The sequence below is a fragment of the Streptomyces sp. FXJ1.172 genome (genome assembly GCF_001636945.3).
GTDB lineage: Bacteria > Actinomycetota > Actinomycetes > Streptomycetales > Streptomycetaceae > Streptomyces.
On record NZ_CP119134.1, the window covers coordinates 487166 to 509931 of the forward strand.

General features: G+C 68.0%; 23 protein-coding genes. 11 read left to right on the plus strand and 12 right to left on the minus strand.

Annotated features, from left to right (window positions below; translation table 11 throughout):
• Nucleotides 1-623: 623 nt before the first annotated feature.
• Both A6P39_RS43875 and A6P39_RS43880 read right to left on the minus strand, forming a co-directional pair.
• Nucleotides 624-989, minus strand: coding sequence for a darcynin family protein (locus A6P39_RS43875; RefSeq protein WP_275884126.1), 366 nt, complete (start codon nt 987-989; stop codon nt 624-626).
• A 74-nt stretch (nt 990-1063) separates the two neighbouring features.
• A complete protein-coding gene (locus A6P39_RS43880; RefSeq protein ID WP_275884127.1) occupies nt 1064-1957 on the minus strand; it encodes an NAD(P)H-binding protein in 894 nt (297 codons plus the stop codon).
• A gap of 102 nt (nt 1958-2059) precedes the next feature.
• Here A6P39_RS43880 and A6P39_RS43885 point away from each other — a divergent pair, with 102 nt between their 5' ends.
• On the plus strand, nt 2060-3013 hold the full coding sequence (locus A6P39_RS43885; protein WP_443053124.1) for a LysR family transcriptional regulator: 954 nt from the start codon (nt 2060-2062) through the stop codon (nt 3011-3013).
• Between the two features lie 243 nt (nt 3014-3256).
• Here A6P39_RS43885 and A6P39_RS43890 read toward each other — a convergent pair whose 3' ends face one another.
• Together A6P39_RS43890 and A6P39_RS43895 are read right to left on the minus strand one after the other, a co-directional pair.
• Nucleotides 3257-3394 carry a hypothetical protein gene (locus A6P39_RS43890; protein WP_275884129.1) on the minus strand — a complete coding sequence of 46 codons (138 nt, stop codon included), beginning with the start codon at nt 3392-3394 and terminating at the stop codon, nt 3257-3259.
• Between the two features lie 150 nt (nt 3395-3544).
• Nucleotides 3545-4474, minus strand: a complete 930-nt coding sequence (locus A6P39_RS43895; RefSeq protein WP_275884130.1) for an ADP-ribosylglycohydrolase family protein — start codon at nt 4472-4474, stop codon at nt 3545-3547.
• 140 nt (nt 4475-4614) lie between these two features.
• Here A6P39_RS43895 and A6P39_RS43900 point away from each other — a divergent pair, with 140 nt between their 5' ends.
• The gene (locus A6P39_RS43900; protein WP_275884131.1) at nt 4615-5301 is read left to right on the plus strand and encodes a hypothetical protein; all 687 of its coding nucleotides are present in this window, start codon (nt 4615-4617) and stop codon (nt 5299-5301) included.
• 372 nt (nt 5302-5673) lie between these two features.
• On the opposite strand, the gene A6P39_RS43905 is transcribed toward A6P39_RS43900, so the two are convergent.
• On the minus strand, nt 5674-6039 hold the full coding sequence (locus tag A6P39_RS43905) for a hypothetical protein (protein WP_331454221.1): 366 nt from the start codon (nt 6037-6039) through the stop codon (nt 5674-5676).
• Nucleotides 6040-6279: 240 nt separating this feature from the next.
• A complete protein-coding gene (locus tag A6P39_RS43910) occupies nt 6280-6624 on the minus strand; it encodes a GmrSD restriction endonuclease domain-containing protein (protein ID WP_331454222.1) in 345 nt (114 codons plus the stop codon).
• 565 nt (nt 6625-7189) lie between these two features.
• On the opposite strand from A6P39_RS43910, the gene A6P39_RS43915 reads away from it, so the two are divergent.
• Both A6P39_RS43915 and A6P39_RS43920 read left to right on the plus strand, forming a co-directional pair.
• Nucleotides 7190-7876 carry an HNH endonuclease family protein gene (locus A6P39_RS43915; RefSeq protein ID WP_275884132.1) on the plus strand — a complete coding sequence of 229 codons (687 nt, stop codon included), beginning with the start codon at nt 7190-7192 and terminating at the stop codon, nt 7874-7876.
• Nucleotides 7877-8214: 338 nt separating this feature from the next.
• On the plus strand, nt 8215-8730 hold the full coding sequence (locus A6P39_RS43920; protein WP_158916799.1) for a hypothetical protein: 516 nt from the start codon (nt 8215-8217) through the stop codon (nt 8728-8730).
• A gap of 88 nt (nt 8731-8818) precedes the next feature.
• Here the strand turns inward: A6P39_RS43920 and A6P39_RS43925 are convergent, their stop codons facing one another.
• Complete coding sequence (locus tag A6P39_RS43925) at nt 8819-9088, minus strand: DUF3761 domain-containing protein (protein WP_233273155.1); 270 nt, start codon at nt 9086-9088, stop codon at nt 8819-8821.
• A gap of 369 nt (nt 9089-9457) precedes the next feature.
• Here A6P39_RS43925 and A6P39_RS43930 point away from each other — a divergent pair, with 369 nt between their 5' ends.
• Nucleotides 9458-9820 (plus strand): hypothetical protein, encoded by a 363-nt coding sequence (locus A6P39_RS43930; protein ID WP_275884133.1) that lies wholly within the window; start codon nt 9458-9460, stop codon nt 9818-9820.
• A 330-nt stretch (nt 9821-10150) separates the two neighbouring features.
• Here the strand turns inward: A6P39_RS43930 and istB are convergent, their stop codons facing one another.
• From istB to A6P39_RS43945, 3 genes are all read right to left on the minus strand, one after another.
• Nucleotides 10151-10921, minus strand: coding sequence for an IS21-like element helper ATPase IstB (istB, locus tag A6P39_RS43935; RefSeq protein WP_275884134.1), 771 nt, complete (start codon nt 10919-10921; stop codon nt 10151-10153).
• A complete protein-coding gene (gene istA, locus A6P39_RS43940; protein WP_199273008.1) occupies nt 10918-12336 on the minus strand; it encodes an IS21 family transposase in 1419 nt (472 codons plus the stop codon). Before istA ends, istB begins: the two co-directional genes overlap by 4 nt.
• A 211-nt stretch (nt 12337-12547) precedes the next feature.
• Nucleotides 12548-13192 carry a class I SAM-dependent DNA methyltransferase gene (locus A6P39_RS43945; protein ID WP_275884414.1) on the minus strand — a complete coding sequence of 215 codons (645 nt, stop codon included), beginning with the start codon at nt 13190-13192 and terminating at the stop codon, nt 12548-12550.
• Nucleotides 13193-13539: 347 nt separating this feature from the next.
• Between A6P39_RS43945 and A6P39_RS43950 the strand changes: the two genes are divergently transcribed.
• Entirely contained in the window at nt 13540-13944 is a 405-nt protein-coding gene (locus A6P39_RS43950) for a hypothetical protein (protein WP_275884135.1), read from the plus strand.
• Between the two features lie 389 nt (nt 13945-14333).
• On the opposite strand, the gene A6P39_RS43955 is transcribed toward A6P39_RS43950, so the two are convergent.
• Both A6P39_RS43955 and A6P39_RS43960 read right to left on the minus strand, forming a co-directional pair.
• Nucleotides 14334-15299 (minus strand): SGNH/GDSL hydrolase family protein, encoded by a 966-nt coding sequence (locus A6P39_RS43955; protein WP_275884136.1) that lies wholly within the window; start codon nt 15297-15299, stop codon nt 14334-14336.
• 637 nt (nt 15300-15936) lie between these two features.
• Nucleotides 15937-16866 (minus strand): NADP-dependent oxidoreductase, encoded by a 930-nt coding sequence (locus A6P39_RS43960; protein ID WP_275884137.1) that lies wholly within the window; start codon nt 16864-16866, stop codon nt 15937-15939.
• Between the two features lie 91 nt (nt 16867-16957).
• Between A6P39_RS43960 and A6P39_RS43965 the strand changes: the two genes are divergently transcribed.
• The 5 genes from A6P39_RS43965 to A6P39_RS43985 all read left to right on the plus strand — a co-directional run bounded on the left by A6P39_RS43965 (nt 16958) and on the right by A6P39_RS43985 (nt 22731).
• On the plus strand, nt 16958-17338 hold the full coding sequence (locus A6P39_RS43965) for a winged helix-turn-helix transcriptional regulator (protein ID WP_275884138.1): 381 nt from the start codon (nt 16958-16960) through the stop codon (nt 17336-17338).
• Nucleotides 17339-17681: 343 nt separating this feature from the next.
• Nucleotides 17682-18653: a ParA family protein gene (locus tag A6P39_RS43970; RefSeq protein ID WP_275884139.1), complete on the plus strand. Its 972-nt coding sequence runs from the start codon at nt 17682-17684 to the stop codon at nt 18651-18653.
• A complete protein-coding gene (locus A6P39_RS43975; protein WP_275884140.1) occupies nt 18650-19786 on the plus strand; it encodes a ParB/RepB/Spo0J family partition protein in 1137 nt (378 codons plus the stop codon). Before A6P39_RS43970 ends, A6P39_RS43975 begins: the two co-directional genes overlap by 4 nt.
• A gap of 1056 nt (nt 19787-20842) precedes the next feature.
• Nucleotides 20843-21571 carry a MobF family relaxase gene (mobF, locus tag A6P39_RS43980; protein WP_275884141.1) on the plus strand — a complete coding sequence of 243 codons (729 nt, stop codon included), beginning with the start codon at nt 20843-20845 and terminating at the stop codon, nt 21569-21571.
• The gene (locus tag A6P39_RS43985) at nt 21496-22731 is read left to right on the plus strand and encodes a relaxase domain-containing protein (RefSeq protein WP_275884142.1); all 1236 of its coding nucleotides are present in this window, start codon (nt 21496-21498) and stop codon (nt 22729-22731) included. Before mobF ends, A6P39_RS43985 begins: the two co-directional genes overlap by 76 nt.
• Nucleotides 22732-22766 lie beyond the last annotated feature (35 nt).

Sequence of the window (22766 nt, forward strand, 5' to 3'; positions counted from 1 at the left end):
TCGCCCCGGGGCGGGTCTGGCGCAGGCTGCCCGCCCGCGCCCCCGACAGGCGGGGGAAGGGCCACTGTGGCGCGGGCCGGGCCGGGAGACGGTTCGCCCCGGCCCGCGGTGCACATGGCAGCGCCCGGTCCAACGAGCAGCTGCCTCTGCGGTCACCTTGTGCTGGGCCGGAGGGCAGACCTTAGCGATCCCCCCTGCTCGGCGAGCGATGTGGCCAACGGGACGTCGCGGCCGCCGACCGGGCCGAGGCAGGTCGCCTGGATGGATACGGCAGGGGCCCGGCGCTCTCGTCGGCCGCGATGCGCATCCGATCGCCGGGCCACGCCACGCTGGGCTACGACAGATGGCAATCACAGATGACCAACTTCACCTGGCTCCACCCAGGGGCACATGGAGCGGAGGGCCCGCGCCCTGCATCCCACTCAGGTCCGGCACGAACCTCGAATCGTGGCGGAGATCGGTCGGAGGCCCGACGCCGGTCTCAGCGTCAGCCGAGTTCAGCCGCCGCCGACGGGCTTACGTCGTGAAGGGGTGGCCACCCCGCGTTCGGGGGCTGAAATGTGCCACGCCTTTTCGCGATCAGCGCGCGCGGGTGAGTGTGCCGTAGGCCGGACGGGCGGGTGTCAGGTGGTGAGGGTGGCGACGGGGTCGAGGCCGTAGGCGCGGGCGTAGCCGTTCTCGGTGCCGACGAGCAGGTCGACGACCTCGAAGTAGCGGTCCCAGAACGGGGTCTCGCGAAGGGCGTCGACGAGGAGCTGGTAGGCGTGGTGGTCGTCTGCTTCCCAAAACCAGACGTCGGTGACGCGTGCGGAGTAGAACTCTGTGTCGTAGAAGCGTGACCGGACGCCGCTGGTCTTGGCCTTGATCGCGGGGATGATTTGGTTGGTGAAGGCGTCCACGCGTTCCTGGACGGTCAGGGCGAGCCACTCGGGTGTGGTCTTGACGAGCATGAACGCGGTGACCGGCGGTTCCGTTTCCTCAGTGGACATGATGAGTGCCTCCGGGGTGGCAGGGGGTCTCGGTGTGGTGGGAACCATGGGTTGCAGTGATGGCTGTTGGGCCTTCAGGAGAGGACGGCGGGTCTGAGGGTCCGGGCGCACCACTGCTCGAAGGTGGAGGGGGAGGCGGTGTCCGGGGTGCGGGCGACGCCGGTGTCCAGGCCGTCGTCCTTGGCCCGCTTCATGTCGACGATGCCCCGGACGAAGGTCTCGTTGAGGCCGTAACCGACGAGGGTGGTGTGTAGATCGTCGAGCGTCTGGCGTTCGTAGCGCACAGGGCGGCCGAACTGCTTGGTCATGACGCGGGCCAGGTCGTTGGGGGAGAGGTCCTGCGGCCCGAGGACCGGGACGCCGTCGGTGCCGCTCCAGGAGCGGTCCAGCAGCAGGCCGGCGGCCACGGCGGCGATGTCGGCGACGGCCACGAGGGGGGTCTTGCGGTCGGCGTCGACGGTGTCGGTGAAGACCCCCTTCTCGCGGATGGAGTCTGCCTCCTCCAGGAGGTTCTCGAAGAAGGAGGGGTTGGCCAGGGCCCGGTAGGCGACGCCGGTGCCTGCGATCAGGTCGTCCATGGCGAGGGAGGCGGTGACGAGCCCGGCGCGGTCGGCGACCGGGGTGCCGCGGCCGAGCGCGGAGACGCCGACCACGTGGCCGACGCCGTGGGCGGCGAGTGCCTTGGCGGCGGGGCGGGTGAAACCGCAGTACGCATCCTCCGGGCTCAGGGAGGCGTCCGGGGGGACGAGCCAGAAGACGGCATTCGCGCCCTCGAAGGCCCGGTCCACGGTCCCGGCGTCGCCGTGCGAGCCGATGACCACCTCGACGTGTTCACGAACCGCGTCGGGGAGCCGGGCAGGGTCACGCACGACCACGCGCAGTTCCTCGCCGGCGGCGGGGGCGGACTCAAGGAGCAGCGGCAGCAGGTGGCGGCCGATGTTCCCGGTGGGGCCAGTGATGACGATCATGAAAACCTCGTGGGTCGTACGGATCGGTACCCCCTCATCCTGCGGAGGCCAACGGTGTTGCCACAATGGGAACTTCAGCACTGAATCATTGCCCGAAACGGAATTACGCTGGTGAACAACCCAGACCCGGCTATCGATGCCCAACTCGCAGTCGCGTTGGACGCTTTGCTGTCCGAGCAGAGCGTCACCCGCGCCGCCGCCCGCCTGCACACCTCTCCAGCCGCCATGAGCCGCACCCTCGCCCGCCTGCGCCGCGTCCTCCAGGACCCCCTCCTGGTGCGGGCCGGACAGACCATGGTCCCCACCCCGCGCGCCCAGGCCCTGCGCGACGAAGCCGCCACTGTGGTGCGGCGTCTCGGAGCACTGCTCACCCCCGGCACCGGCGTCGACCCCGCCGCCCTGCACACCACCTTCACCCTCCAGACCGCCGACCTGGTCGGCGCGGCGCTGGCCCCCGGACTGCTGCAACTGGCCCGGCAGGAGGCGCCGGGGGTTTCCTTGCGGTTCCGGGCCGAGGAGTTGGAGGCCGGACCGGCACTCCGCGACGGCCGCATCGACCTGGAAGTCGGATCCATCGACCACGTCGACCCCGAAACACAGGTCGAGGAACTGCTCACCCTCCGGATGGTGGCTGCTGTCCGGCCCGGCCACCCCCTCACCGAAGGAACCCTGACCCTGGCCCGGTTCGCCGCGGCCGAACATGTCGCGGTCAGCCGCCGCGGCCGGTTCACCGGCCCCCTCGACACCGCCTTGGCCGAGCACGACCTCAGCCGGCGGGTGAGTGCCGTCCTTCCCAGCCACCTGGCCGCGATGACCCTCGCCGCCCGCAGCGATGTCGTCTGCCTCGTCCCCGCCGCGTTTCCCGGCTCCGCCCCCTCGCCCCTCACCGACGCCGCCACCGCCCTCGGCCTGCATCTCCTCGTCGTCCCCGTGCCACTGCCGCCCCTGGCTATCGGCATGGCCTGGCACCCCCGCCATGCCGCTGACGGAGCCCACCACTGGCTTCGCAACGCTGTCCGCCAGGCTGTTCGCGCACCCGGTAGCTCGCCCCCCTGACGTGGCCGAGGTCCCCTCGGCAGCGGGTGGCCCCGACCGGACAGCCGCAAGAGCCCCTGGCGAGGCCGCCGCACACCGGCTCGAGCCGGAAATCACCCGCTCGAGACACCGCACGCTCGAACCACCGGCCACCATGGTCGGTACGAGAACGGCATCCGCCCGCAGCGAGCTGGCTGCGCTGACCGTTGCTACTCCGCATTCGGTGAACGGCTACGCCCGGGACAAGTTCGGCATCTGGGCCTCTCAGCCCGACGGGTGCACGACCCGGCAGGAGGTGCTGGCCCGGGACGGGAAGAACGTGCAGGACAAGCCGGGCAGCTGCCAGCCGGCCTCCGGTTCCTGGTACTCGGTGTACGACAACACCACGGTCACCGATGTCACGAAGGCGACCATCGACCGCCTCGTATCCGTAGCCGCGACAGCGCGACGCATTCCCCAGGTTGGCTGTCACGGTTATATCGCCGACAGTCACCAATCGACTGCGTCTGGCGGAGGCAGTCAATGCGGTGGGGCGGGCCTCGTGGCCGTGACTCAGGCTTCAAGTCGGAGTGCGAGATCGAGAAGCTCGGGCAGTTGTAGTACCCGGTTGCCGGAGCTCGGCATCGGGACGTGGAGAGGCTCGGTCCAGCGGGCCGGAATCGAGTCCAGCCCGTAGTAGGCGCCCGCGAGACCACCGGTGACCGCCGCGACAGTGTCGGTGTCGCCGCCGAGGTCGATCGAGGCTCGCACTGCCTCTTCGTAACTGCTGGTGGTGCGCAGCGCCCAGACGGCGGAGCCCAGACAGGGCCAAACGGCTCCGTTGAACTCGGTCGCCTGGTCAGGTGTCCAGTCGAGGGCCAGAACGGTGGCGTATCGGTCCCGGTGGTCGGGATGCACTGAACCCAGGATGTCCGGGAGCGCGGCTACAGGGTCAGCGTCGTGAAGCATGCGGCGCACGAGTTCATGGAAAATGGCCGTGCCCTCCCATGCCGCGCGGTCGCCATGAGTGAGGGCGGCGATACGGCGTGCCGCATTCATGGTGGCCTGTTGTCCCTGGTCGGCGAAATGGACCGCTGATGTGGAGGCTCGCATCAGCGAGCCGTTGCCGGCAGCCCGCAGATTGGTCTGGAAGTGAACGGCGGCAGCCCGGTCCCAGGGCATGCCGTTGGTGAGCACGTCCTCGGTCTGCAGGCCTATGTCCTTCGGCTCGGATGCGGCCCACCGCTGGAAGCGGCTGAAGATGTCCGGCAGGTCCAGCCCCTGCCGCTCGATCAGGGATTCGGCGACGAGGACTGCCATCTGCGTGTCGTCCGTCGCCTCCCCTGGGTCCCAGCCCCCGCCTCCGCACATCTCACCGCCGGCGCCGGGTGCCGGAAACCGAGCGGAGAACTCCCCCGGCGGGCCGAACTCGAAGGGCGCTCCCAATGCGTCGCCGACTGCCGCGCCGATGACCGTGCCAACCGCCCGTGCGTTTCGATCCACGCGAGGAGGCTACCGATGTCGGCCTCACCGGCGTCCGGGCTCTCCGACCGTGCGCCTGTGCGCCTGTGCCCCCGGGTAGTAGCCGGGTGCGGGGGTGGGGGAGCATTCGCTCAGCTGTTGCTCGTCCGTGAGGGGTCGTCATGAGTTCGTTGCGTTGTCGCGCCGTCCCGCTGGTGGTGCTGTCGTGTCTTGTGCTGGCGGGGTGTTCGTCGTCCGGTTCGCATGCGGGTGGGGGTGCTGGAGGGAAGAACGGCGCGTCGGCTGCGGGGCCGTCGGGTTCGGCGCCGGCCGCGGGTTCGGTGGGGGAGATCCCGGTGGGTGCGGGGCCGCAGTCGACGTACACGGTGCAGCAGCAGCCGCCCGCGGGCAGCTGTCATTACCGGCATGAGAAGGGTGAGCCGCTGCCGGATCTCAAGTGCACGCCGGGTGCGACGTCGCCGGCGGTGACGCAGGCGAATCTGGCACAGACGATCTGCCGCAAGGGCGGTTACACCAAGGACATCCGGCCGCCGGTGGCGGTCACCGGCAAGGAGAAGAAGCTGAACGCCGCCTCCTACGGTTACACCGGCAGTCTTGGGGATGCCGAGTACGACCACGACATCAGCCTTCAGCTCGGCGGTGACCCGAACGATGCCCGCAACCTGTGGGTGGAGCCGGCCGACCCGGGCCACAGGCCGGGCGGCGGGATCAACAACAAGAAGGACCCGGTGGAGACGAAGCTGCACACCGCGGTCTGCTCCGGCAAGGTCACGCTCAAGGCCGCACAGCAGGCCATCGCCACGGACTGGACCACCGCACTGAGCAGGCTCGGCCTGGCGGCCGCCTGACGGCCCGGCCTGCCTGCCGGGCCGTGTTGGTGTGAGCGGCGGGGAGCGGTCGCCACGAGGTAGTGCCGACGGTGCGCAGGCCCGCGGCAGCAGGCTGCCGGGGTGCCCTTCATGTGGAGGGGCTTGCGCTGGGTGTCAGGGGCTTGGCGGGCGGCAGGCGAGGGCGTCGATGAAGCGTCGAAGGAGGCTTGGCGCGTGGCCCGGTGTTGGGGCCGGGTCGGGTTCGGCGGCGAGGGCCCTGAGGATGACTTCGAGGAGCGAGTCGACTCGGATGGAGATCATTTCCTTGGTGGTGTGAGGCTGGTCGGCGTCTGCGCACTGCGGGGGTGGCTGTGCCGCAACGCAGGGGCCGGAACAGCCCCCCGGCGGCTGTCAGGTGGCCTCGGTGGCTCCGCCGTTGCGGATGCGGTCGAGCAGGTTCTGGTGGTAGGCGGTGAGGTTCCCGTCCGGGACGGGGGCGGGGCTGCCGGTGAGGGTGTACCACTCCTCGGCGCCGGTGTACTGGACGGTGACGTGCGCGGTGTGCCTGTCAGCGCCGAGGACGGTGCGGACAGTCAGGTCACCGGTGATGACGCCGACCTGGTCGGTCATCACCCCTCCCGGCCCGGCCATGACCGCGTCGACGTGCCGGTCAGTGCCTGCTGCCCCGCTGATGTTCATCGCCTCCCGGCCCGGCTTTCCTACGGTGCGTCTTGCGCTGCTGAGGGTGGTGGGTGTGGGCGCATGGATTTCCTTCATCCTGGCTCCCCCCTCCGCACCTCTCTCCACCCTGCTCGCCCAGCCGAGAGCTGCCGGTGCCGTCGAGGGGCGGTGGGAGCGGTGGTCGGTTTGCGGGCCGCCTGGCGTCCCGCAAGCCCCGATCCTGGGCGTGGAGGATCGGCGGGTCGGGGATGTCGCGCCAGTGGTAGTCGGCGTCGGTGTCGACCGGGCCGGTGTCCGGCTCGTCGAGGCAGCCTGTACGGGCGTGTTGACGGGTGGTCATGCGGTGCAGGTGTCCAGCATCCCGGTGAGTTTGTTCTTCTCTTCCGCGGTCACGGTCAGCTGGTAGGTGGCCTTCACCGACACCCAGGAACGGACGTAGGCGCACCAGTAGGAGTGCGCGGGTGGCGCCCACTGGTCGGGTGACTGGTCGCCTTTGGACCGGCTGGAAGCGGTGGAGACGGCGAGCAGCTGCGGCTGGGTGAGGTCGTTGGCGAACTTCGTGTGCTGCTCCTGTGTCCATGTGCTGGCGCCGGAGCGCCAGGCGTTGGCCAGCAGCACGGTGTGGTCGATGTCGGTCTGGGTGGCAGAGGTGAGGACCTTGCCCTCGTAGGGCTGGTCCACCGGCCCGAGCTTGCTTGGCACTCGGCATCGCGCCGCACGCCGGTGCCGTCGCGCTCGAGCACTCTTTCCCGGGTGTAGCAGTAGGCGTCCTGCTCGGCCCAGTGCGGGAAGTCGGCGCGGCTGTAGCCTGTCAGGGTCTTTTGGGCGGCGACCGTCAGGCCGGTCAGTTCCTTGCGCGCGACCTCGGCGGTGGGCAGGCCGGGCAGGGTCGTTGGCTGTTGTGCGTGAGCGCTGCCGGCACCGCGGCCGGCCGATGTCGGTGTCCCGCCGGGATGAGAACTGGTGCACCCGGCTGCCGTGACCAGTACCGTCGCAGTGATCTGGCTGGCCCACCACTGCTGCCGACGCCTCATCGCCTGTCCAGTCCCTCTCACCGACCTGGATATTCGCCGGGCAGCCTAGCCACCCGAGGCTGACCAGCCCGGGCATATCCACGCCACGTCACCCGGTCGCGGGACACGGACGGGCAGCAGGGCGGCGCGCACCGCGTCAACTCGCCGCAGTGGCACGCCGCGATCGGGGGACGAAGCAGCACCGCGGCGGCCCGTGCCCAGTTGATTCCTCCGTGATCACCTCAACCGTGCGGCGCCGCGCCGCCTGCCTCGCCGTGGCGTGTCTGTCCCTCCTGGTCACGGTCAGCGCCGTCCCCGCTGCCGCCGCCACTGCCGCAACCACGGCGGCCGCCCAGGTCGTCCGGCGTGACCTTCCCGAGCCGCCCAGCTCCGACGTCGCCCGCAAGGAACTCGACGAACTCGTCATCGAGGCCCCCCACTCGATGACCGGCTACAGCCGCGCCAAGTTCCCCCACTGGATCAAGCAGTACGGGGAATGCGACACCCGCGAAGTCGTCCTCGCCCGCGACGGGAAGGGCGTCACGCAGGACTCCATGTGCCGGGCCGTCGCCGGAACCTGGTACAGCCCGTATGACGACAAGACACTCGATGCCGCCTCCAAGATCGACATCGACCATATGGTCCCATTGGCGAACGCCTGGCGTTCCGGTGCCGACACCTGGAGTACCGACAAGCGCAAGAAGTTCGCGAACGACCTCGACCACTCGCAGCTCATCGCCGTCTCCGCCGGCTCGAACCGTTCCAAGGGCGACCAGAGCCCGGATCAGTGGGCGCCGCCGAACAAGGACTACTGGTGCACGTACTCACGGGCCTGGACCGACGTGAAGTACGGGTACGGGCTGAGCATCACAGCCCCTGAGAAGAACAAACTCGTCGAGATGCTCAACACCTGCGACTGACGCCCCCGCGACGGCCCAATGCCGCACGCGGCGCCGGGGATCCAGCAGACTGCAGCGCGCCCCGCTCCTCCATCATTACAGCGGGGCGCACCGCGGCCTTGGACAGCACGCTGTCCAGGCTGTCAATGAACCCGGCTGAGAGCGGGGAGACCGGCCGGCCCGTGCCCCACTGTCCTGAATGGCGCTCAACCCCGGGAAAACAGCGGGTACTTCGAAGCAACTGCACAGGTCACTTCGTGTTCACTCCACGGGTTCTACCCGCATAGAGCGGGTGATGGTGTCATGCCGTCAGCCGCCCGCCCCTCCTTGTCCGGGCCGACTCTGCGGGAGAACCCCACATGCGCCGCTTCACCGCCACCATCAGCGTCCTGGCTCTGGGAGCCGCGGGCCTGATTACCGCCTCGGCAGGCACCGCCCAGGCTTCGACCTGCTCCCACGCCTTCCTGCCGCTGCCCGATTCCTCGTGCACACCCGGGGCCTACAACCCTGACGTCACCCAGTCGAACATCAACAGCACCATCTGCGTGTCCGGCTGGACCGCCACCGTCCGCCCCCCGACCTCCTACACCAACCCGCTCAAGGCCCAGGGCATCATCGACTACGGCTACTCCGACACCAACATGGCCGACTACGAGGAAGACCACCTCGTCCCCCTCGAACTGGGCGGCGCACCGCGCGATGCCGGCAACCTGTGGCCCGAGCCCTACGCCGGCTCCCAGACCGCGCACTCCAAAGACGGAGTGGAAACGAAGCTGAAGAACGCCGTCTGCGCCGGCACCATCACCCTGTCCTCCGCCCGCAGCGCTATCAAGAACAACTGGACCACGGCCCTGCAGGTCACCGGAATCGGCTGACCCTCAGCTGTCGGGACGTCTGCCGGCTTACGGCGAAACGCAGCAGGCCGCCTGCGCTCGATGCGCAGGCGACCTGTGCTGGGTCGGTCTACTTGAACCAGTACTTCACGCCGTGGTGGTGGGAGCAGGTGCCCTGCGAGTGCTGCGAGTAGGACAGGGAAGCGTCGACGCATTTCGCCGTCTCGTACTTGTCCTTGGGCTTTTGGTGGTGCGTCCAGCCGCACAGGCCGGTGGTGTGGCGGGTGCAGTGGTGGGCGGTGTTGGTGGACGGCAGCGTCGCCGCAGAAGCGGCTGGTGCGCTGAAGAAGATGCCGGCCAGGGCGACAGCCGTGGCCGAGACAGCAAGACGAGCACGCAAAGGGACCCCCCCTTTTCAGATCGAGCAAGTGCAGAGGGGACTCTATCCGGGTTCAACTGCTTACGGGCGCGTATGCGATTGACCGACGCGGGGCAGCTGCGCAGCAAGCCGCACCAGCGCCGGCGTGCTGGACGGTCCTCGTTGGCCCACGTCTTTCGATCCCGCCAAGTCGTGAGCCATCCGCCAAGGCCAACGCCCAAGAGGGCGCCGCCTGCAGTGATGAGCGAAGTCCATGTGTTGTCTGCCACCGCGTCATCGTTGAGGCTGACCGCGCTGCTCGGCAAGTGCTGACGTACTCGTTGACGCGACCCACGGAAGGTATGCGATTAGCCGGAGTTGAGAAACACGCACCCACCTGAAAGGAAACCTGTGCAACAGCCCCACGCCCCCGAGCGGCCCACCGTTGTCGTCCTGTGCGGCTCCACCACCTACTGGGACGAACTCGCCGAAGCGGCCCTGTACGAGACTGTGGCCGGCCGCATCGTCCTCGCCCCTGGCTGCAACATGAAGGTCCCCCACCCCCTTTGGGCCGATCCGCAGCAGGCCCACCGGCTCAAGCAGGTGCTGGGCACCCTGCACCTGCGGAAGATCGACATGGCGGACGAGATCCTGGTCGTCAACCCCGACGGCTACATCGGCGACAGCACCCGCAACGAGATCGACTACGCCCGCAGTCTTGGCAAGCCCATCCGCTACACCCATCCCGCGAGCGCTGGGGATGACCGTGGCTGACCACGCACCTGCGACACGGTCAGTCTGACGCACATGACCACACGGCGAAGGCCCGTGCGCCCCGCGATGGATTCGCGGGGCGCACGGGCCTTTTTGCGTTCCAGCCCAGTTTGGAGACTCAGACTGGTTGCTGCTCCTGCTCGGCCAGCTCCTGGAGCAGCGCCCTGTACTTGTCCGGTCTCAAATGATCTAGTTCCGAGTCGGGTCGCTGACCTGCGGCGACCAGTTCAGTTGAGACGTGGGAAAGCCAGGAATCTCAAGTGATGTGGTCCCGGGTGTCGGCGTACTCTCCCTTCGGGCCGGGCCGGTACGTTTGAACGTCCCCAGTTGTCAGGCCACGTCGGTCTCTCGCTCGATGGCCTGTAGGCGGTTCTTGAGCCGGTAGCTCGGGCCATTGATGGCGATCACTTCGCAGTGGTGGAGGAGGCGGTCGAGGATCGCGGTGGCGAGGACCTCGTCACCGAAGACCTGTCCCCACTCGCTGAAGGTCTTGTTTGAGGTCAGGATGGTGGAGCCCTTCTCGTAACGCTTGGAGATGACCTGGAAGACCAGGTTCGCCTCGGCTCGTTCGAGGGGCTGGTAGCCCACCTCATCGACCACAAGGAAGCTCGGCCGCAGGTAGGTGCCGAGTTTGTTGACCAGCCGTCCGGCCGACTCGGCGGCCTTCAGGTTGCGGACCATGTCGTCGAGGCTGGTGAAGTAGATCGAGTAGCCGGCCCGGCAGGCCGCGACAGCGAGAGCGACGGCGATATGCGTCTTGCCCACTCCGGGCGGCCCCAGCAGCGCTGCGTTCGCTTTGCCGTCGACGAAGGAGAGGCTGGCGAGGTCTTTGACCTTGCGCGGGTCGAGCTCGGGCTGGAAGGAGAAGTCGTACTCGTCCAGCGTCTTGTGGTGCGGCAGCTTCGACAGCCGCAGGCCCTGGCGGAATCGGCGGTCGTCGCGGACGGCCAGTTCCTCGGACAGGACCAGGTCGAGGAAGTCGAGGTAGCCCATCTTCGCCTCGTCGGCCCGGCGGGTGTACTCGTTGATGGTCTCTGCCAGGTGGGGCAGGCCGAGCTTGCCGGCCGTGGTGCGGATGCGGTTGCCGGTCAGCTCGCTCAAGACGACTCCTTCGTCGGGAAGTTGGTGGTGAAGGGCCGGGTGCCGGTCAGTTCGTCGTAGACCGATAGCGGTCGCCTCCCTACCTCGATCTGGGTTGCGGCGGACCGGCTCAGCAGGGCCTGCAACGGCCCGATGCGACCGGACGCGGAGGACTCGCTCCGCGGTGGTGGCGGCTCGTCGCCCGTCGTGGTGCGGCGGTTCCTGCCGGTCGGCAGGCCGTCCCAGTGCTCGTCCTGCCTGACAACCACGCCACGGCCGACCGCCCGCGGATGGCTGGACAGCAGGGTCTCGCCGCCGGCATCGGGGACGGTCGTGTGCACCATGACCTGGGACTTCGTCGCTCTGATCTCCACCAGCTGACGCGGGCGAACCTTGCGGGCGGGCACCGAGTAGAGGTTTCCGCCGAACGCGACCAGGCAGTCCTTGCCGACCGGCCGCAGATGCCGCTCGGCCACCAGATAGGGCGAGGGTGGCAACGGCTTGAGGGCGGCGTGATCCCGGGCGGCCCGGTGTCCGATGACCTCGTGGTGGGTGGCGTGGGTGCGGGCGCGTCGCTGCGGCACCCACGCCATGAAGGCGGCATCCAGCTCCTCGAGCGAGGAGAACGCCCGCCCGGCCAGCACGTGATCACGCACGATCAACACCTGGCGTTCGACCCGGCCCTTCCCGGTGGGCCGGTAGGCGGCCAGCACGTCGATGTCGAAGTCGTAGTGGCCGGCGAAGCCGACCGCTTCCGGATGCAGCGGCACCGCCTCGCCCGGGGCGACGTGCCGGCGCACGACGGTCTTGGTCCGGTCGTAGACGATCGACATCGGCACCCCGCCGAAGTGCGCAAATGCCCGCCGGTGGCAGTCGAAGAAGGTCTGCAGGTCCTGGCTCGTGGTGAAGCAGCAGAACGGGTCGCGCGAGTACGACAAAACCATATGGAACGAGTAGACCTTCGGGATGCCCAGGTGGGCGAGGATCTTGCCTTCATCGCCCCAGTCGACCTGAGCCTGGGCCCCGGGGACCACCTCGAAGCGGCGATGCATACCCGCCAACTCCCGCGGTTCGATGCCCAGTTCACCCGCGATCCGCGGCCGGGCCTCCTGCAGATAGAGCTTGACCCGCTGATAGTTGATCGTCGAGCCGTACTCCTTCACCAGACGCTCGTGCACCACGGCGCCCTTGATGAGGATCTCTGCCCGCAGCATCGCGTCGATCAACGGGGCGACCTCGTCGACCACCTTCTTCCGGGGCCGGCCGTTCGACGTCCGCCTCGGCGGCACTGACGCCGCCGTGCTCGACAGATACTTGCGGACCGTCTTGCGGTCCAGCCCGGTCTCCTTGGCCACCTCGGTCAGACTGACCGCTCCTGACTCAACCAGAGCACGGAACCGCCGCAGCTCCAGCCAGCGCTGCGGGTCCAAAACCACCGCGTCACCGCCCTCCGCCACCCTTCACCGGACGAACAGCAGGGTGCCGGGCACCACGATTCACCGCACCATCAAGCGTCCCTTTTCACTCGTACGCGACCGGGGACGATCGTGTGTACGCCGACACCGGGCGAGCGGATGCCAGAGGTTGTCTCAGTTGATGTGGTCCGACTTCGCTGTGCCGTCGGCTGCAACCGGACCGCTGGCGTGGCTAGGACTGACGGCGTGCGAAGAGGACCGCACCTGGAACGGTCTCGTCGGGGTCGATCAGCATTTGGGCCTCGACGGTGAACCCGGCATCGCGTAGCCAGGCCGCCACTTGGTCAGGCTGGCGGCGGTGAACGTGGACGTTCATCGGGTGACCGCCGTAGCCCTGCGTCTTCAGCCTCGACCCGTCGCCGACGTGAAAGCCGAGCAGCAGTGGTCCGCCGGGACGCAACACGCGCCGGAAGTGGCCGAAGACCGTGGGCACGGCTTCGTCCGGGACGTGAATCAACGACCAAAATGCGAGCAGGCCGGCGACTGAAGCATCGGCGAGGTCGAGGTCGGTCATCGAGCCCACCTCGAACCGCAGGCGGGGGTGGTCGCGCTGAGCCACGTCGATCATCACGGAAGAAAGGTCGATGCCGAAAGCGTCCACACCCAGCTCGTGCAGGTGAGCGGTGACGTGTCCAGGTCCGCAGCCCACGTCCGCCACCGGCCCACCGCCAGCGGCGTGCACCAGGTCGGCGAACAGCGCCAGAGCCGCCCGAAGATACGGCGCCCCGGCCAGAGCCTCGCGTAGTTGGTCGGCATAGCTGGCCGCGACCGTGTCGTAGGAGGTCCGGGTGTCTGCCAACCAGCGGTCCGCGTTCATGGCTCGACAGAGTAATGCAGTGATCAGGAGGACGAACCAGATCAACTGAGATCAACGACCCATCAGACCAGGTCACTTGAGACGGAGGCCAGATCCTTCGAGACGGGACAACGCTTCCGGCTGCTTCTCATGCAGGATCTTCAGGTGTCCTGTCTCACTGAACCTTGACCGATCTCACCGAACTCTGACCGGTCCCTACTGGTCAGCAGGCTGTTGAGGCTGTGGGGGCAAGGTCCTTGAGATGCTGGTCAAGGTGCAGCGAGAGGGGACCCAGACTGCCGTCGCGCGGGCGGAAAATGGTGACCAAAGCGGCGGTGCATGGCCTGCTGATGCGGCACCGTGGCGGCATGACGAAGAAGGGTGCCTTCATGCTCACCACAGCGGATCACTGGGTTGAGCTGGAAGCCGATCCGCTAGCCCGGTTCGACTTGGACCACGATGAGGCCGTCGAGGCGGCCGGGTACTACGAGTGGGGCAGGCTGTCGAAGAAGGACTTCACACCCCTGTGGTTGGAGATCTACCGCCGCAAAGAAGGTCTGGACTCTGTCCCTGAGTACATGGTGGTGATCTGTAACTCCGGCTTCTGGGACGTGGTCTACGCCGAGAGCACACCGGCGATGATGAACATGAAGGCTCGGTGGGCGCCTGCGATCCAGGCCGCTGCGGTGACCGAACTCCTGGGTGAGCTTGAGGACGACACGACCTACTCCACCTTCGCAAACTTGGTTCGGCAGGCCCTGTCCCGAAACTGATCCGGCTGCGCCTCGGGCAGAACAGCCTGCCGCAGAGGCCTCTGGGTAGATGGCCCGTCTCGTTTTGACCGGCGTCTCAACGAACCTTGACCGCCCCCGAGCGTCTACAGCCTGCTGACCAGTAGCGGGACCGGTCAGAGTTCGGTGAGATCGGTCAAGGTTCAGTGAGACAGGACATCAGCTGTCCTGTCCCAACTAGGAGTAGGCGGCGTCAGGTCGTGGCCTGGAGCGCTTCGTCTTGACTGGGACTGGCTGGCCTTGGACGTCCGCCTCATGTGTAGGCAGTTCGGCGTGTGGCACGCGTCGGAGAGTCACACAGAACAGAACTGGCCTCCGATGATGCCGGAGGCCAGTTCACTGTGGGGTCGTCGGCCGGGTGCCGGGTCGGCTCAGCTGATGGCGTTCAACATCGCTTCTTCGATGTGGTCGGCGGCGTTGCGGTGACCGCGGGCGTTGGGGTGTACGAAGGACAGCTGGTCAGGGGGTGTGATGATGCCCTCCACCCACTTGCCGGCGTCGCAGACACTGTGGTCCTGGGAGGAGTCGTAGAGGTCGACGAAGCTGGCGGCTTCCTGCGTGCCGGTCGACTTCTCGATGGTCTTGTTGAGGGGTTCTAGGACGTCCTGGCGCAGCCAGTCCAGGTCGCCCTTAGTGACCGAGCCGAACTGCGTCAGGTCGTTGTAGCGGCACTTGGATGTGTCCTTGGGGACGATGGTGGGGTAGCCGACGGTCAGGATCTTCGCGTGCGGGGCGCGTTCGTGGAGCACGGTGAGCATCCGGTCGTATTCCTTGCTCACCTTGTTCAGCCGGGCCGGGATGCCGGCGGCCAGGGCGTCCTTGCACGGGGTGCCCACGCCGCCGCTTCCCTGGCCCAGCTCCTGGCACTTGAGGAGGATGCCGGCGAAGCCGAGGGTGTTTCCGCCCACGCCGACGGTGATCACGTCGGTGTTGGCGCTCACCGCCGCGGACTGAGGCGGCACTGCGGGGAAGGGGTAGTCCGGGTCCTCGGAGATGGGCGGCAGGTGACGTCCGATCGGCTCCTGGGCTTCGTCGGTGACGTTCTCGATGGTGGCGGCGCCGCAGCTGACGTTGTGCAGGTCGAAGAGCGAGCCGAGGTCGCGGTCGATGACCTGGGGGTAGGACTGGTCGGTGCGCTCGCAGCCATCGCGGGGGTATTCGAAGACCTCGCCGGCGGCCGGGATGACCCCGGCGGTGTAGGAGTCACCCAGGGCGACCCACTGGCGGTCCGCCGCGGCGGCAGGTTGAGCCCCGGCGAACTGCGCGGGGACAAGAGTGCCTGCGGCGAGAGCTGCGGCCGAGCCGAGCAGGGCCAGACGAGTGCGGAAGCGTGCCACGAATCCTCCAGGGATACGACGTTGGCGGCGCTTTGACCATAAAGAGACCATCACTATACGCACTAGATCCAATACAGACAGCCATGATCGGGTTGAAGGGTGCGTCTCTGTGGGTGACTGGGGTTCAGTGTGTCGACCACTCGCCCCCTGCTGACGACCGTTCTGATGCGGTACGTGTGATGCCAGGGAAGGTTCTTGATCGACTGAAGGAGCCCGGCCGAACAGGGGTCCGCTCCGTGGCTGTCTTGTTCTCGATCACCTGCAAGCTCGTCGCCGGTCTCAGCAGGTGGAACGCAACCGCGGCTGCGTGCGCCTACGGTGGCACCGGCCGGGACATTCGTGCGACGCGGATGCGCCGCGCGTCATGATCTGACCGCACCTCAGAGCTTGCCTACAGATGACCGGGACGTCGCCGCATATGCCCACGGAAGTCCGGGACTGCCTACACATCACCTGGACAGGACATCAGTGTCCTGTCTCAACGAAGTTAGTCGTCCGCATGACGGTGACCTGCGTGGACTGAGTTGGATGAGACAGGCCGACGCGGTTGGTTGAGGCGAAAGGCCGGAGCCAACCCGTGAGGATTCGGAGGACATCTCAGTGGGGGGCCTCGCTCACGCGAGGCCTCACGACGGGATCAGACGGTGAGGACGAGCTTGCCCTGGAGGTGACCGCCGTCGAGCAGCCGGTGCGCGTCGGCGACGCGCTCGAACGGGAACGTCTCCTGCACGTGGACCCGGAGCCTGCCCTGTTCGACGAGTTCGACGAGCCCTCGCAGGGCGACCGGATCCTGGTCGACCGCGATGCCACTGAAGCGCATGCCGGCCGCCTCGTACTTGGCGATGAGCTCCGAATCCTCCTCGGCGACCGCCGTCACCAGGTGACCGCCCGGCCGGAGCACTACGAGCGACCGCTCGACGGTGTCGCCCCCGATCGTGTCGAGCACGACGTCGATATCGCGCACCGCTGCGGTGAAGTCGACCGCCGTGTAGTCGATCACCTCGTCGGCGCCGAACCCCTCGACGAACTTCCGCTTGCTCCCGCCCGCGGTCGCGATCACGTGCGCGCCGAGCGCCTTTGCGATCTGGACGGCGACGTGCCCGACCCCGCCACCACCGCCGTGGACCAGGACGCGGTCGCCCTCGCTCACGCCGCCGAGGTCGACGAGGCCCTGCCACGCCGTCAGCCCGACGATCGGCAGCGCCGCCGCCTCGACGTGCGAGAGCGACGCCGGCTTGCGTGCCAGGTGCACCGCCGGCGCCGACACTACCTCGGCGTACGCGCTCGCCGCCCGCGGGAACAGCGGCATCCCGAACACCTCGTCGCCGGGCCTGAACCGCCACGTCTGCGGCGCCTCCTCGACCACGCCGCTGATGTCCCAGCCGAGGATGAACGGCGGCCGGCCGAGCAGCGGGAACTCGCCGGCACGCAGGCGCGCCTCCAGCGGGTTCAGCCCGATCGCCTTGACGCGGACGAGAACCTCGGTCGGAAGGGGTTGGGGCTCGGGCGCGTCCACGATGGTGAGCACCTCGGGACCGCCGAGCGTCTGCTGGGTGATGACTCGCATGACTCTCCTGGCTTTGGAGGGGAGAAGAGAGCCCAGGCTAGGTTTCCGATAGGAACCAGCACGTACCTGTGGCGCAGGTACCTTGGGCGCCATGAGCGGTTTCGGTCCCGGTGATCCCTTTCTCGCCGACTGTCCGGCGCGTCTGGCGGTCGAACTGATCGCCGACAAGTGGACGGTGGTCGTGCTCTACGGTCTCAGCGAGGGCCCGGTACGCCATGGCGAGCTGATCGAGCTGATCGGCGGCATCTCCCGCAAGATGCTCACCCAGACGCTCCGACGGCTCCAGGCGCACGGACTCATCCGCCGCCACGCCTACGCCGAGGTGCCGCCCCGCGTCGAGTACGAGCTCACCCCGCTCGGGGCGACGCTGATCGATCCGATCCACATGCTGACCGAGTGGGCGAGGGCGAACGGCGACGCAGTGCTCGATGCGCTCGACGCCGCTCCCGACTCGGTCGCCCATTGCGACTGAGGCCCCAGCTAGGAACGGCCCCTCCAGATCCACCCGAGCCGGTACGGCCATCCAGCACCCTCAGCGCACTCAGCCGGGCGACTAGGTTCGCTGAGACAGACGCCCGAACGACTCGGTTCGTTGAGAAAACGACTCGATTGAGTGAGACGGGACAATCAGCCACACCCGCGCGCCTTGAGGCGCTTGCCGTGTTCTCGGGGGTGATAACTGAGAGGACCTCGATTCCGTCGACACGGCCACCGGCCGGGCCTGGTCAACCTGGCTCCCCGCGGGGCAGTGGGCAGAACTGAAGGAGACCTGTTCGCAGCGGAAGATCCCGCAGGTCCAAGGCCTTGCACAGTCCGTGTCGCTCTGGCTGGCCGAGAACGCCACTCCGCCTGCTCGCCGCTACACCCGCCGCATCATCGTCTGCAACCAGAAGGGCGGCGTCGGGAAGACCGCGGTCGCCGCCGGCGTCGCGGCGGCCTGCGCTGAAGGCAGCGACCTGAAGGTGCTCGTTGCCTCTCAGAAGATGACCCTGCTCGAGGATCTGGAAGCAGCAGACGTCGATCTCGATGACGTCCAGATCCAAGACCTGGACGAGGTCCACCCCGGTCTCGGACTGCGCGTCCTGCTTGTGGACTACGACCCTCAGGGACACCTGACCAGCCAACTTGGAATCCCGCAGATCCCAGCGAAACAGCCCAGTCTGGCCAAGTACATGGCAGGCACTGTCCAGCAGGGGTCCGCCAAGGACCTCATCGTCACTGTGGCTGACGACCGCTTCGGTGGCCGACTGGACGTGCTGCCCTCATGTGCCGATGCCTTCCTGCTCGACATCATGATCTCCACAGACCGCAACCGGCAGGCCACCCTTGAGCGGGTACTGAAGCCCCTCGAAGCCGAGTACGACGCCATCGTCATCGACTGCCCACCCAGCCTCGGAGTCGGGATGGACGCCGCCATCTATTACGGACGCCGGCGGCCGGACGAAGAACCCAACAACTCCGGCGTACTCGTCCCCGTGCAGGCGGAAGACTCCTCCGCCGACGCTTTCGAACTCCTCATCGAGCAGATCGACGACGGGCAGGCGGACTGGAACATCGAGGTCGACCACCTCGGCCTCGTCGTCAACCTGTACGACGCCCGCGACGGCTACGTCGTCACCTCATCACTCAACGCGTGGAGGGCTGTTGGAGAGCCACGCGTCATCGGCGTGATCGCACGGCTGAAGGACCAGAGGGAAGCCGTGCGTAACAAGAAGGCCTTGCTCTCCTACGCCCCCAACAGCCAGCAGGCCAAGGTCATCCGTCGGATCGTTCGGGAGTTCGTGTGAGTAACCGCCAGACTGCGGCCGACCGCGTCGGTGCACCGTCCTTTGGCGGGCGAAGTCGTCGGGGCCAGATGATCTCGGATGTGATGGGCGATCCCCTGCCCCCGGAGACGCCCAAGGTCCCCACTTCAGAGATCAGCTACAACCCGGACAACCCGCGCGATGAGATCGGGGATGTGTCGGAGCTCCGCGACAGCATGACCGAGGTCGGGCAGATCGTGGCCATCACCGTCGCCACGGTCGACGCCTACCTGGCTGACCGGCCCGAACGGCGCGACGATCTGGAGGAAGGCGCCAAGTACGTCGTCGTCGACGGCAACTGCCGCCTGAAAGCAGCGCGTGAGGCCGGACTGCCAGAGATAAAGGTGATCCTTGGCAACGAGTTCGCCTCTACGGATGAGTCCCTCCTTGAGGCCGCCTTCATCGCCAACGCCCAGCGCAAGGGCCTGACAGAGCTTGAGGAAGCTCAGGCGCTGAAGCGCCTCGTCGATCACTACGGCTCCCAGCACAAGGCAGCCAAGCGCCTGACGATGAGCCAGCCCCTGATCAGCCAGAAGTTGTCCCTCCTGGAACTCAGCCCAGAACTCCAGGCCGACCTGGCTACAGGGCAACGGCTCGTCTCCCACGTGCGGAACCTCTCGACGCTCCCACACGAGCAGCAGCGGGAAGAAGCAGACCGGCGGGCGCGGGTCGACGCAGAGAAGAAGCAACAGCGTGCTGCCGCGAAGAAGGCGGCGAAGGCCGCTCCGAAGGGTGATAACTCAGTTATCACCCCCGGCACCGAGCCGACGGAAGAAGCCATGGATCTGGCTGGTGATAACTCAGTTATCACCCCGGACACCGGCATGACGGGGCCGAGCCCCGTCATGCCTGACTCGGACACGATCCCTGAGCCGAGGACGGACCCGTCGGCCCAGGCCGTCCCGGACGGAAGCGCTAGCGAAGAGCGGGCGCTCCGGAAAGTTCCGTATGACGAGCCCGGGCCCTTGGCGATGCTCTTGGACGCGAAGGTGCAAAACAACGACCACTTCTTCGATCTGGTTCGGTTCCTGAACGAGAAGGCGATCCGACGGGACCCCGTCCGGTACGCCGAGATGGTGCGGTCGATCGAGCAGCTCGCGGCCGAAGCCAGCTGACAAGCTGCAGTGGCACTCGCTTTCCTCACAGCAGAGGAGGCGGGACATCCTCCATGCAGCGCCTACTCGCGGAAGCTGAGCGGCTCACTCGTCAGGGAGTGGGCCGCTCAGCTTCCTGTGGGACCTCCCGGCCAGGGACTGGTGACTCTGTTCGGGGGGAGCGGGCCAGGCTGGCGGTGAAGTGGGGCAAGAGTTGTGCGTGGGCACGGCGACAGCTCCAGGAAGCATGAAGCCACCGGCGGATGCCAGGGGTGGTGGTTGTCACCGCGCTTCTGCGGTGCCGCCGTGCGTCACGGAGCGGGCTGGTCATCATTGGACGCCGTGTCGCGCCAGGCCTTACGGACCCGTTGCCATGACCGGAGGACATCAGGCAACTGCTCCAGGATGCCTCGGACAGCGAACAGGAGAACGGAGATGACACCTGCGCCTGCAAGGAGCGTGAGTACTGCTGAGTTGCTCACCGGCCGACCTTTCTTGATGGTGGTCGAACCGGTAGGAGGCAGGCTCAGTTCGACCACGCTGTGCGTGGGCAGAACTGACTTCCCGCCGACACCAAGAACTCAGACCGGGATCAGCTCCCGGGGGCTTCTTACAGGGTGGTGCATGCAGGCCCACATGCCTGCGTGTTCGAATCCACTCCCCGGCCGCCCGTGTCGGAGGCGGGCACGGTTCTGTGGAAACCTTCCTGGCACCCCAGCACGGAGCCGGGCCGCCCAGGGCGCGGACAGACCGGGCGCTGAGCTCGGTCTGAGATTGCCCCGAAGCTAGCACAACTGCCCCTGGCTGGGCCTGAGTTCTCCTTCCGACTTGACAGATGCGGGTCGTGTCCGACTCAAGTGGCACGGCCGTCTCGAAGACGACCTCGTAGAAGTGGCGGCGTAGGTTTGTGTGGCTGGTCGCCGCGCAGCATTTGCATGGCCCCGATGGTGCCCGCCGGGCGGGCACGGCCTTGCCGCCGACGCCCGCCGTGCGGGATCGGCCGTGAAGTTCCGGTGAACTCTCCCGCCCCACGGGATCGCGCTTTTTCGCAGGTCAGAGCTGGTGTCCCCTGTGGGGATGATCAGTGTCGCGAAGGTTCAGAGGCGTAACGCGTGGCGGTACTACGTGCGGGGAGTCGCGTTCGGGGACGGCCGCCGTCCGGTCGGCCAGTCGCTGAAGGACGCCCAGGAGATGGCCGGCCTCCCGCCGGGGAGGTGGGTGGGGCGCGGCCTGGACGCGCTCGGGCTCATCGAGGGCGCGGAAGTGTCCGAGCGGCAGATGGAGCTGCTGTTCGGACAGGGCCGGCACCCGGACGCCGACCGCATCGAGCGGCACCTCCTGGACGACGGCGTCGACCCGGCCACGGCACGGCTGGCCACCGTGCTCGGGCAGCCGATCGAAGAGATCGAGGCCCGCAAGCAGACCCCGCTGCTCGCCCTCGACTTCACCTTCCGGCCGCAGGCGTCCCTGATCGTGCTGTGGGCGCTGGGAGACGACAGGACGCGCCGGATCATCGAGCGGGCGCACGACCGGGCCATCGCCAAGGTGCTGCGCTGGCTGGAGGATGAGGTCGCGGAGACCCGGTGGTCCTCGGGCCGCGGCCGCGCGAAGACGCCGGCCCTCGTGGTCGCGGCGTTCCGGCACTTCGACAACCGGGACGGCTTCCCGCTCCTGCACGACCACTGCCTGATCCTCAACCGCGTGCAGCGCTGGACGACAACGGCGAGCCGGTGTGGGGCGCGCTGGACACGACCCGGCTCTACCGGCATGTGGTGGCGGCCGGGACGCTCTACACCCTCGCGATGACGACCGAGGCGTGTGAGGAGCTGGGACTGGCGACGGTGCCCCGGGAGGTGACGCCGGGCCTGCGCCCCGTCATGGAGATAGCCGGTGTCGACTCGGAGCTCATCGACTGGTCCTCCACCCGCCGCCAGCGGATCGAGGACGTCCTGGAGGGCCTCACCTACAAGTACGCGCAGGAACACGGGCGGCTGCCCGGCGAGAAAGCCCGCCACGGCCTCGGGTGGCAGGCGGCGCAGGACACCCGCCCCGAGAAGAAGACCCCGCGCCCGTTGAAGCAGCTGCTCGCATGGTGGCGGGCGTCCGCGCTCCTGAAGTTCGGCAAGCAGATGATCGGCGGGCTTCTTCGACGCTGCCGCGCGGCGGGGGCGGCGATCCGGGCCCGGGTCGACCCGCACGTCGATGCCGTACTCGCCGCCGTCGACGTCGCCGCGGTCGTCTCCACCGTGCGCAGCAAATTCGCCCGCCGCCACGTCCTGGCCGAAGCCCGCCGGCACCTGCTGGAGACCCTGCGCGGCCAGGAGTTCACGCGCGGCCTGGACGACTACATCGCAGGCCGCGCCCTGTCCGACCACTCCCGCCAGACCACCGCTCCCCAGCCCGGCCGCCGGGCCCCGGCCACCGACCAGCTCTTCTATACCGCCGACTTCACCGAGCCCGATCGCTGGTGGATCGCCGGCGCCGACGGCAATCCGCCCCGCGAGTCGAGCCGGTACGAGCGGGCCCGGGTCGCCAGCCTCGCCGTGCAGAACGCGATCCGCGCCGCCCGTACCCCGCCCGCCGCCGCACGGGACGACGCCCCGGCCGCCGGGCACACGGAAGACCACCACGATCAGGCGTCAGACCCGCCGCACGCCGTCGACCAGCCAGGCCGGGATGCCGTGCTCACCCCAGCGCAGCGGGCCGCCGCCGTTCAGGCCCACCAGCAGGGCGCGATGCCCGAGGAGCACCTCGAGGGCCGTACGACCGACCCGGCGACGTGGCTGCGCACACCGGAGAACCTGGAACGGCTCGCCGCCTTCACCCGCACGGCCAATGCCCGCCGTCGCGCCTTCGAGGCCCGGCCGAAGCCCGAGCAGCCGGCCGACGTGGTCAAGCCCGCCGACCAGCAGCAGCACCACACGAACCGGCCTGACCACGGCAGGGGAGCGGGCCGTGAGCGGTGAGGGATGCAACCGGCCAGAGCATGGCCGATCTGCGA